The following is an 11,484-nucleotide window of genomic DNA, read 5'->3' as shown; positions in this document are numbered from 1 at the left end:
AATCTCCAAGGTTTGTGGTTCTATGTAGGTTAGAATTTATTCTGACACATTATCTTGCTTTAGTTGTTCTGCTGCATATTCTCTATTCTTCTGTTTTAGCAGTTTATCAACATAACGGGTCATTTTAATTTTTTGCTTTATCGAGCCATCAAGAATTTCTTCTATTTCTCTTAAAACTTCTTTAATATTTTCAACGTTTTCAGACGAATTTACCACCACTTGCTGATTAACAGACTCACCGTTGTTTTGGTTATTTTTAAGCGCCTGAGAGCTTAATGAGCCTGTTAACTCAACTGACATTTCCTCGGCAACGTCATTAATAGCATCAACATCAAAGTTAGTTAACTCTTCTAAAAAGCCAAACAGCAATAAGCGATCAACAAAAATGTTAATTTTACGTGGCACACCTAAAGTCTTTTCATGGATTGCGGCAATAGCATCATCAGAGAACAGCTCATCCCTCTCACAACCTGCTTGCTGTAAGCGATGATTTATATAATCTTTAACCTCAGCTAGGCTTAGCGGCTTTAAATGCGCTGACGCAATAATCCGCTGCCTAAACTGTTCCATATTAGGCGCTTGAATTATATCTTTAAGCTCTTCTTGTCCCAGTAAAAAACTCTGAATCAAGGGTTTGTCATCAAGTTGAAAATTGGAGAGCATTCTCAGCTCTTCCACTGTTTCAGCAGGTAAATTTTGTGCCTCATCAACAAGCAGTAATGCACGTTTTCCTTGCTGGTGAAGTTGAATTAAAAAAGCCTCTATACTTCGAAGTACCTCAGCTTTGCTGTTACCATTAAGCGGGACTTTAAACTCAGCTGCAACTAATTCAAGCAGTTCATCAGGGGATAACTTGGTGGTAACTAATTGAGCTGCAACTATGTTGTCGTCGCCAATAGATGATAATAAATTACGTGCTATTGTGGTTTTTCCTGTGCCAATAGGCCCAGTAATAACAATAAACCCTTCACCTTGATCTAAGCCGTATTGCAAATAGGATAAAGCACGTTGATGATGACTGGTAGCAAAGAAAAACCGTGGATCTGGGCTTAATTGAAATGGTTTTTCTGAAAAACCATAGTAACTTTCATACATGTTAAAATTCTTTTTTTACGTTAATAATTGCGCGAACTTCATCGTAGCTATACAGCTCAACTGTAGAGTCTCGATTAACATGTTGAACTGTAAAGTCAGTAGATAACGATGAAGCTAAGTCTTTTGTGTAAGTTGCAGAAACGGTTCTGTAATAATCCTCTTGCCTAATGCCTTCAGGATTATTCTTATCAAAAATAAGGTAATCAAACTGAGCTAATAGAGTCAGGTTACTTTTACCACTAATTTTACGCGTAATGGTTAGAGAAGAGGTTAAAGTATCGTCGATAACGTCAGTTTCAAGCTTTTCACGCCTAGAGGCATTAGCGTTTATGATAAATGATGTTCTGGGTAATGTTAGAGTTGAGCGCCAAGAAAACTGCTTGTTCAATGAGAATTCATTGCTTTGTATCGGCTCTAATTGTGATAATCGACGTAATTCATAATCGCCCTCAACAGGCTGTTCAGCTTGCAAAGCACACTGTAAAATACTGATGTTGTCGCTACCAGCAGGGCACCAGAAGGTGCCAATATCAACCTGTTGATAATTGTATCGATCAAATACCTCTATGCTTTCATCGTAGGTAATAGCATTAGTTAAACGCTTTGTTTTGTGCTGTAGGTCAAGCAGATAGGAATCACCAAAAAAACGTTTGCTATACCCTGCCGTAAAAGAGGTTCTCGCTGATGGCTCCCACTGTATTGAAGAAGAAACGTAATTGTCACTAACAGTTTCATCTGCTACATAGTTGTATGAAACATCTATTTTCAAATGTGGCGAAGCAAGCCAACGAATACCTGGGCCCCACGAAGAGGTCGTTTCTTGATTTTGATTAGCAAAATTACCAGAAAAATCTTCATCGTAATAACGAATAAAAGGATTAAATCCAAATGCAGTTATTGCCCCTAGTAGAGCTTCAATTCTGAATTGTTCGCCCGTTCGTTTTTCACCAAAATCATCACTGCTTCTGTCGAAAAAACTTGACGAAGCTTGCCAAAAAACATGACGCGCATTATTAGTATTCTCTGTTGACAATATACCAACCACACCGTCGTACTCGCCAATAGAATCTTCCACCTTATTCGTGTTGTAGAGCAGAGAAGCGCTAACAGAAAAAGCATTGTTATTAATCATATAGCGTAGCCCAGAAACATACCTTTCAGATTGTATCGTATCTCCTGACACTAAATCTGCAAGGCTGTTTTTAGCCGAGTTGCGACTAATATTCTCGATTTTACCGCTAGCCACAAGTTGTAAACCACTATCACCCAAGGCGTATATTGCAGCAGTATCTAGGGTGAGAAAATCATCATCTAAGTCGTGATCATGACTATAAAATACATTACTGGTTTCTCCCGAAAACTCAAAGTGTATAAACTGAGACTGATACTCAGAAGTCAATCCGGCATTTACTTGTGAAACAAGGCTAGAGATAGGGTCGATAATGATTAATTCTACGTTATCAGTATGGGTTGCTTCTAATGCCAAGCTTGGAGCAAACTGCCACTCTCCGGCAAGTGTCGAAGATGAAATAACAAACCAAGATAATAACGCTGCAACATTTGCTGAGCGCAATGGGTTAATTTTTCTTACCATAGCCATAGCCGTAATAGCCATACTCATCCTTTTTAGAGCGTACGGTTTTGTTCATAACAAAGCCGATAGCAATATCTTCATCAAGCTGGGAAACCGCTTTTTTTACATTATTGACTTTTGTTTTAGACTCTTCCACCACAATAACTGCCTGACCAACAAGGCTTGACAGAACAGGTGTCTCAGTTACACCCAAAATGGGAGGACAATCAAATATTACTATTCTGTCGGGATAACGTTGGGCTAGCTCTTCAGCTAAAGCGGCCATTTTGGTACTAGCTAATAATTCATTTGTTAAACGGTGAGGTCTTCCTGCAGGTATTAACTTTAAATTAGCAACACTTGTATTATAAATCACGTCAGACAAAGTGGTCACTTCGTCAAGCAAATACTCAAGTAACCCTTGCCGGCTTTCAAACTCTAATTCACGGTGTAAGCTTGGCCTCAATACGTCAGCATCTACCAGCAATACGGTTTTATCTTGCTCAAGAGCGATACTTAACGCTAGGTTTATAGAAATAAATGTTTTACCTTCGTTTGGGTTAGAGCTGCTCACCATAATAAGGTTGCTGTGTTTCAACGTTTTTGCAGCTGGACCAAACGCATTATTTAGTAACTTACGTTTTATATGTCTAAACTCTTCTTGGATATGATGAGCGCTATCAGGGCTATAAATAAAACCTCGTTCGGTTAAGTGTTCGCCATTTAATACAATGGTTTCTTTATTTTGCTCTGATGGCTGAACAGCGGGTTCAGTTGTTTTAGCCCTAGGCTCACAGTCACTCTGATTGGATGTATCAACCGGCGTAGTGGTTACCTTGTTTTCATCTAGCTTTGCTTGTTTTTGTTTGGCTAACGCCTTTTCAATTGTACTCACGGCTTAAAGTATCCTTTTCAAAGGTGCTTGAATGGCATCAGGAAATAAAAAGTAACTCATAAACATAACCAAAATAACGAGTAATACCAAATTAGAGATAATAAAAATGATGGTTTTGTTTCTATGCCATTTTTGTAAGCCTAAGTTGGTATTTGCTGACACTACCCCGAAAACAGGCACACCAGTAGCTTTAGAGAGTTGCGCTGTAGAAGTGGCCACGGGTGATAATTGACTGAACAACAACGATAGCCCGATACCCGCAGCAAAACCGACAACAGTGACCACCATAAATAGTAAAATTCGTTTAGGGCCTGATGGTGCAGTTGCAGCTCTAGGCGGGTCTATAACTTTGAACTGTATTTTATTAGTGGTTTCATCAGCATTTTGTGCAAGTTGCGCGGTTTCTTGACGGCTTAACAGCTCTTCATATTTATTTTTGGTAATTTCATAGCCCCTGTTTAAAGCCACAAGTTCAGCTTCAATTTCTGGCAAAACATGAATTTTATTTTCAAGCTCTTTCACTTTAGCGCGCTGATCATCAACTCTTACCTTTATTGATGCTACTTGGTTTTCATATTCATTCACTTGAATTTGAAGTTGCTGTATTACGGGGTTTTGGCTAGTGATCAAGGTACTACCATCGCTACTACTAGTAGTGTTTAGGTAGTCATCAATTTCTTTTTTACGCTGCTTTGATAAATGCGTTAAACGTTTAGTTGCCTCAACAACATCTGGGTGTTTATCAGTATACTTTAATTGTAGTGAATCTAAAATAAGCTCTAATTCAGTGATACGGTCGTCATAACTGGTTCTGATAGAGCTTGAGGTTTGTATATTACCTTGCTCATTGTTAGCTTCGGTTGGCGCGGTACTCAGTTGTTCTTTAGCAGATTTAAGTTGCGTTTGATATTCTTTTAAAGTGAGTTCCATTATTGCTAATTGTTCTTTGGCAATATTGAGTTTGTTGTAATAACCGCCGTATTGGTCTGGCAGCATATTACTATATTTTTGCTTAAAATCGGTTAACCGAGCTTCAGAGCTAGCTAGCCTGTTTTCATATTCGGCAATTTGGTTCTTTAAAAACTTTTGTGCTGAATCAGCATCAGTGCGGTTTTCACCTAGGGTATTTTCAATAAATACAGTTAAAGATGATTGCACAACGTTTTTTGCCATTTCAGGATTTTTATCTTCAAAAGAGATAGTAAAGATGTTATCTCGGCCACGGGTTTTGATAATCTTAATATCTTTTTTCAGTCGTTCAATGATTTCTTCATACTGCTGAGGGTTTTCAGCTTGAATGTCTAAGTCCGTCATTCTTGAGATACGTTCTAAATTAGGACGACTTAATAATGTTTTAATCATTAAGTTGATTTGTACATCAGGATTAGTTTGAACCGTTAGCCCTTTAAGCAAAGGGGCTAAAATTGATTGCGTGTCAGCATATATTCTCGCTTCAGACTCATAAACATCCGGCATCATTGACACAACACCCCAGCCGATAGGGCAGATTAACCAAGTAGATATAATAATATATCTTCGCTTAATCCAAATTCCTTTTAAATAATCTAACAGATCATCAAATAACTCTTGCATTCGTAATGTTAACCTTAAATTTATATTCTTTGTAACGTGTTATTTATTTTGTAGGGTGTAATTCATTGCACCAATGTCTGAATAAATTCTAACCTACATTGAAGCACAAACCTTGTAGCACCAACCAATGTAGGGTGTAATTCATTGCACCAATCCCATGTAGGGCGTAATTTATTGCGCCATTGTCAGGCTCTTATTCCCTGCACCATGTCAGAATGAATTCTAACCTACATTAAGTCACATCTCATGTAGGGCGTAATTTATTGCGCTATTGTCAGGCACTAATTCCCTGCACCATGTCAGAATGAATTCTAACCTACATTGAAACACATCTCATGTAGGGCGTAATTTATTGCGCCATTGTCAGGCTCTTATTCCCTGCACCATGTCAGAATGAATTCTAACCTACATTAAGTCACATCTCATGTAGGGCGTAATTTATTGCGCTATTGTCAGGCTCTAATTCCCTACACCATGTCAGAAAATGCTAACCTACAAGTATTTAAAACCACGCTTCTGGAATTATAATAATATCCCCTGGAAGCATATCAACGTTTGCACTGATCTCACCATCTTTTAACAACTCATCAATCAGAATATCATATTGTTTTTGAACACCATTTTCTATTCTCACTAAAACAGCATCATCACCGTCAGCAAACTCAGTTAAACCACCCACTCTTATCATCACATCAAGCAGGGTCATGTGCTGAGTATAATTGATTGCTTGCGGCTCGGCGGCCTCACCAATAACTCTAATTTGTTCACTAAAGGGACCTACAAATTGATTCACAGTAACGGTAACAATAGGATCTCTCAAGTAGGTTCCAAGTATCTCTTCAATTGAACGGGCCAATTCTGTAGGGGTTTTTCCGGCAACGGCTATATCTTCAACAAGCGATGTGGTGATCATGCCATCAGGACGAACAACAAATGAGCCTGAAACTTCAGGATTACGCCAAACAAAAATATTGAGCACATCACCAGCACCAATAAGGTATTTGTATGAGCCAATATCTGTAGTATTAGAAGAGTGAAGTGTCGCAGAAGGTAAGTGATTATTTGAGCAAGCAGCGATAATTTGCGATAACAGTAAAGCAACTATTACTTTTAGTGTTTTGGTAATGTGTTTTTCCATGATTCATACCTTTGCATTAAAAAAACTTTAATTTATCTATTGATTGTATGGTATTTTATTGAAAGATGCACATGTTTTAACAACCCCAAATAAAGCGTTAACTTTAAGTATATATTTGATAGAATCAGCTCTTCGCTTTGTTTATAGCATTTTAAAATAATCAGTTAGAACGGGCATGTTAGTCTAATGTGGTAGTTGTTGTTTAATTTCAAGATTAATAATATGCATTGTTCTATTATGCCTGTAGGGCGGAATTTATTCCGACAAGTGTATAATTTACTAAGGAAACTAGTCTCATATGTCTAGCCCCAAGTTCCGAGATTTATCTATCGCGAGTAAGTCACTAATCATCATTGAGTTTTTACTTTTTGCTGGGGCATTGCCTTTAACCCTTTATGGCAATAATTTTGCTTCTTTTGTCGATATAACCACTATTCCAGACAATTATTTAGTTATTTACGTACTGGTGTTTGCCTTAATGAACCAGCTCACCTCGTTAGCTTTAGGTTTATATAACTCTAAATTAAGGGTTAATTTTCGTGGTGTTCTTCGTCGGTTATTGATGTGTGTAGCGGTTGCTTTTTTCATTGTTACCATACTTAACCCCTTCTATGGTCAATACGCTCTACCTATTGAAATATTAGCACTGGCATCGTTAGTTAGTTTTATTCTTGTAAGCTTATTTCGGTATTTAACCTTTAAAATTGATTTTTTTGGTTATAACAAACAACTTATCTTAGTACTTGGCGCTGGAGAGAGAGCCGCAATTATAGAAAGACGCATGAGACGAGATGTAGACAGGCAAAACTTCTGTGTACATGGTTACATTATTATGGATGGTGATGCTGAAGACGGCATTAAACAGGAAACACGCATAATGCTAGAGGGCTCTCTGGTTAATTACGCGTTAAAACACCACATCGACGAAATAGTAGTAGCCAGTGATGAGCGTCGCAACAACATTCCAGTAGACGAGTTGTTTGCTTGTAAAATCCGTGGCATTGAAATTACTGAAATTTTAGATTTTATAGAACGTGAAACAGGACAAATTGCGGTAAACCTAATTTATCCAAGTTGGGTTATCTACTCTAATGGTTTTGCCTCGGTGAATTATCTTCGTAACACGCTTGATAGGATCTTCAACGCCACCATGGCACTGGTTTTATTTTCTGTTACATGGCCAATCATGCTTATTACAGCCATATTGATAAAATTAGACGAAGGTATGTCAGCACCAGTTTTTTACCTACAAGAGCGAGTTGGCTTAGATGGCGAGCCCTTTAACATCTATAAATTTCGAAGTATGCGCCTTGATGCTGAAAAATTAGGCGCGCAAATGGCATCTGAAAATGACCCACGCATCACTAAAATTGGTAATATTTTACGTAAATATAGAATTGATGAATTACCACAAATATATAATGTTATGCGCGGTGACATGGGCTTTGTTGGTCCCAGACCCGAGCGCCCACAATTTGTACAAAATTTAATTAAAAACATCCCTTATTATAATGAGCGTCATAACGTTAAACCAGGCCTGACCGGCTGGGCGCAATTAAAATATCCCTATGGTGCAACAGAAGATGATTCGTTAGAAAAGCTGAAGTACGATCTTTATTACATCAAACACCGTAGTTTTATGTTGGATTTACTTATTTTAGTAAGAACGGTGGAAATTGTGTTGTTTGGGAAAGGTAGGTAATAAATGGAAAGGATTGCTCATATAGTTAGTAGTTTGAATGTTGGAGGGGCAGAAAAATTTGTTAAAAACATTTCAATTGAACAATTAAAAAAAGGCAACAATGTTGTTATCGTCAGTTTTGGTAAGCCCAGCGATGATTTTCAGCCTATTATCCAACAGCATGGAATTGAAGTGCATAATCTAGCCGGTGGGATTTTATCTCGTTTGGTTCAGTTTGTTAGAATTTTTTTAAATATTGAAATAATTCACATTCATTCCCCCGCGGTTATTCGTGCTCTCTTGCCAATATTCCCTATTATGTTATTGAAGAAGGTTATTTATACAATCCATGGGGAAGTAGATCCTCCTCAAAAATTGATAAAACTATCACATAAAGCCGCGTTGCTTTATCTTAACGCAGTGGTTGCTGTTTCAGAATCAGCGAAAAAGAGTGTTGAGAAACGTTATGATTGGAAAACAGGTCCAATAACGTTGATCAAGAATGGCGTTAATGTTGTAAAGTGTGTAAAGGGTAATGATAGCGAAAAAGGTATAAGATTAGGGGTAGTTAGTCGGCTTATACCACTTAAAAATATTCCAATGTTATTTAAGGCGCTATCACAATTGTCAAAAAATGATTCCGAGCAATTTTCAATTCAAATTTTTGGCGATGGTAGCGAAAAGAATAACCTTCAACAAATCGCAAGTAAATTACAAAATGACGGAATGAAAATTGAATTTCATGGGAATGTTATTAATGAAAGTGATATTTATAGCGTTTTTGATATTTTAGTCATGTGTTCAGATACTGAAGGTCTTCCTATGTCTATTCTTGAAGCCATGGGGTATGGCTTACCAGTTATTTCAACTAACGTTGGTGCTATTCCTGAAGTTATTTCACATGAAAAAAATGGTTGGTTATATAACGTTAAAGATACAGAGGGCTTACAAAAAATACTTGAAAATATTGTGTCCTCACCTCAAGTAATCTATAAGTTTGGAAGCTTAGCCAAAAAATATATAGATGAAAATTATGCAATATCATTAATTTACCATGACTATAATAAAGTGTACGCAGGCTAAATGAATAATCATAAAAACAACATACTTTTGTTTACTAGTATATACCCTTTGCCATGGCAACCTAATAAAGCCACCTTTAATTTTCAACAGTATCAGTGTTTGACAGATAAACACAATGTAGATTTTTTAGTTCCCGTCCCTTGGTTAGCATGGTTCAAAAATATTGGTATGTTAATTGGTAATCATGACTATAAGCATGTTTGCTATTTTCCTTTTTTTTATATCCCTGGAGTTTTTAGGGGGTTGAATAGTTTTTTTTTAGTGTTTTCAATTATTATTTCTATTGTACCAATCATAAAATTACTGAAAGCAAAAACGGTACTTGCTAGTTGGGCTTTTCCTGATGGGCTGGCTTGTGCGTGGTTAAAAATTGTTTGTAAATACCGTTTATATATTCAATGTTTAGGTAGTGATGTAAACGTGCATAGCAAAAATGTTTTTAGAAGAAAGCTACTGAAAAAAAGCTTTGATTTGTCTGACGGAGTTATAACTGTTAGTAAAGCTTTGCAGGATGAAGTGGAGAAAATAAGTATAAAGGCTAATGTCAAAACGATTTACAATGGCGTTAATTTTAATAAGTTTACCCTACCAGATGAAAAGTTTAATGAAACATCACTAATTTTTATTGGTAATATTATTAAAACTAAAGGGGTGTATGAATTATTAAATGCCGCTAAAATCATGGTTAAATCTGGAAAGGAATTTCATCTTCACATGGTTGGTAATGGCCCCGAAATTGACAATATAAAAGCAATTATTACATCTAATAATTTACAGCAGAATTTAACCATACACGGAACGGTGAATCATCACCAAGTTGTCGATTTATTGCAAAAGTGTCACGCACTTATTTTACCAAGTTATCAAGAAGGTGTACCTAATGTTATTATGGAAGCGTTAGCTTGTGGTGTTCCGGTTGTTGCTACAAAAGTTGGTGGTATTCCGGAAGTTGTTAATGACAACAATGGGGTGTTAATAAACCATTATAATGAAGCTGATATTGTAAAAGGTATAGAAAAGTGTTTGTTTACTCAATGGAATGCACAAACTATAAGAGAATCAATAAAAACCTATACATGGGACGCTAATGTGCATCAATTAAGTTCGTTTATATTTCATCGTTAATTTATAAAATTTCTTGGCTATGCACTTCACTCAGGAAAAAGTGTAACACCCAATGTAGGGGGTAATTTATTGCCCCGTGTTAGAATAAATTCTAACCTACATAGGATATTTCAAATTTAACAGTAGATCCTGAGTTGTCTACATAAACATGTAAAATTTAGTAAGACAGAGAATATATTTGTGGCAAACATTATTTTAGAGTGCTCACTAGGCTTTTTAATCTACACCTATTTGCTTTATCCATTAATTATTTGGTTAATGGCAAAGTGGTTTGGTAAAGAAATAACTAAAAGAATGCCAAATCAGCTTCCGCAAATCACTGTGGTTTTGTGTGTTTATAATAGTGAGAAAATAATTGAAGCGCGCATCCGGAATATTTTTGCTCTCTGTTACCCCACTGAAAAATTAAATGTAATTGTTGTTGCTGATGGCTGTACAGATAATTCTTGTGAAAAAGTTCAAAGCCTTGGTTTGGATAACGTAAAATTAGTTACCTATGAAAAAAACCATGGGAAATCATATGCGCTATCTCAAGCATTACAAAATATTGAAACAGATCTAGTTTTGTTTTCTGATGTGAGACAACGTTTTGAGGAAGATGTATTACAAAAAATGCTCCCCTATTTTAGTGATGAAAGCATTGGTGCTGTTACTGGTAATTTGTTAATTGAAAAGAGTAGTGGAGATCCTGGGCTTTATTGGCGCTATGAAAAAGCGATTAGAAAATGTGAAAGTGACTATTTATCAATTGTTGGTGTAACGGGGGCGATATATATGGCACGCACTAAATTACTACCAATTTTTCCTACTAATGTTGTTTTAGATGATATGTACGGACCGCTTAGCATTATTAGGCAAAAGTATAGAGTTGTTTATTGTGAAGAAGCGTACGCATACGATAGTGGTTCATTAACATTAAAAGAAGAGTTTGACAGGAAAGTTAGAACCTTAGCAGGTAATTATCAATTATTTTCATTATTACCGTGGACACTAAACCCATTTAAAAACCCCGTCTTTTTTGAACTTTTCTCTCATAAAATATGTCGTTTGTTAGTTCCTTATTTTATGATTTTAACATTTATTAGTAGTGCTCTAACAAACCACTGGTTTGGCATATTTATATTTTATAGCCAACTGTTTTTTTATGGTTTAACATTACTAGAATATTTCTTTTTCTATAAGAAGAAAGGAAAAACGAGCTTTATCTTAAGTTTTATAATGCTGAATTTAGCAGCATTAAAAGCAGGACTAGTTTATTGGATTCGCCCAACAAGCAGTTTATGGAAAAACCATTAAATAAG

At 36.3% G+C, this 11,484-nt stretch carries 9 protein-coding genes; 4 read left to right on the top strand and 5 right to left on the bottom strand.

Features of this window, described 5'->3' with window-relative positions; genetic code table 11:
• Positions 1-36: 36 nt before the first annotated feature.
• From ABXG98_RS18620 to ABXG98_RS18600, 5 genes are all read right to left on the bottom strand, one after another.
• Entirely contained in the window at positions 37-1,095 is a 1,059-nt protein-coding gene (locus ABXG98_RS18620) for an XrtA/PEP-CTERM system-associated ATPase (RefSeq protein ID WP_353540214.1), read from the bottom strand.
• Between the two features lies 1 nt (position 1,096).
• On the bottom strand, positions 1,097-2,710 hold the full coding sequence (locus tag ABXG98_RS18615) for a TIGR03016 family PEP-CTERM system-associated outer membrane protein (protein ID WP_353540213.1): 1,614 nt from the start codon (positions 2,708-2,710) through the stop codon (positions 1,097-1,099).
• The gene (locus ABXG98_RS18610; protein ID WP_353540212.1) at positions 2,673-3,563 is read right to left on the bottom strand and encodes an XrtA-associated tyrosine autokinase; all 891 of its coding nucleotides are present in this window, start codon (positions 3,561-3,563) and stop codon (positions 2,673-2,675) included. Before ABXG98_RS18610 ends, ABXG98_RS18615 begins: the two co-directional genes overlap by 38 nt.
• A gap of 3 nt (positions 3,564-3,566) precedes the next feature.
• Complete coding sequence (locus ABXG98_RS18605) at positions 3,567-5,156, bottom strand: XrtA system polysaccharide chain length determinant (RefSeq protein ID WP_353540211.1); 1,590 nt, start codon at positions 5,154-5,156, stop codon at positions 3,567-3,569.
• A 502-nt stretch (positions 5,157-5,658) separates the two neighbouring features.
• Positions 5,659-6,294 (bottom strand): XrtA/PEP-CTERM system exopolysaccharide export protein, encoded by a 636-nt coding sequence (locus ABXG98_RS18600; RefSeq protein WP_353540210.1) that lies wholly within the window; start codon positions 6,292-6,294, stop codon positions 5,659-5,661.
• A gap of 298 nt (positions 6,295-6,592) precedes the next feature.
• Between ABXG98_RS18600 and ABXG98_RS18595 the strand changes: the two genes are divergently transcribed.
• From ABXG98_RS18595 to ABXG98_RS18580, 4 genes are all read left to right on the top strand, one after another.
• Entirely contained in the window at positions 6,593-7,996 is a 1,404-nt protein-coding gene (locus ABXG98_RS18595) for a TIGR03013 family XrtA/PEP-CTERM system glycosyltransferase (protein WP_353540209.1), read from the top strand.
• 3 nt (positions 7,997-7,999) lie between these two features.
• Positions 8,000-9,058: a glycosyltransferase family 4 protein gene (locus ABXG98_RS18590; RefSeq protein ID WP_353540208.1), complete on the top strand. Its 1,059-nt coding sequence runs from the start codon at positions 8,000-8,002 to the stop codon at positions 9,056-9,058.
• Positions 9,059-10,183 carry a glycosyltransferase gene (locus tag ABXG98_RS18585; protein WP_353540207.1) on the top strand — a complete coding sequence of 375 codons (1,125 nt, stop codon included), beginning with the start codon at positions 9,059-9,061 and terminating at the stop codon, positions 10,181-10,183.
• A 180-nt stretch (positions 10,184-10,363) separates the two neighbouring features.
• Positions 10,364-11,479, top strand: coding sequence for a glycosyltransferase family 2 protein (locus ABXG98_RS18580; protein ID WP_353540206.1), 1,116 nt, complete (start codon positions 10,364-10,366; stop codon positions 11,477-11,479).
• Positions 11,480-11,484 lie beyond the last annotated feature (5 nt).

The organism is Colwellia sp. KU-HH00111, from assembly GCF_040362745.1.
Lineage (GTDB): Bacteria > Pseudomonadota > Gammaproteobacteria > Enterobacterales > Alteromonadaceae > Colwellia.
The sequence above is the reverse complement of the archived record's forward strand: the minus strand, read 5'-3'. Positions and strand labels throughout refer to the sequence as shown.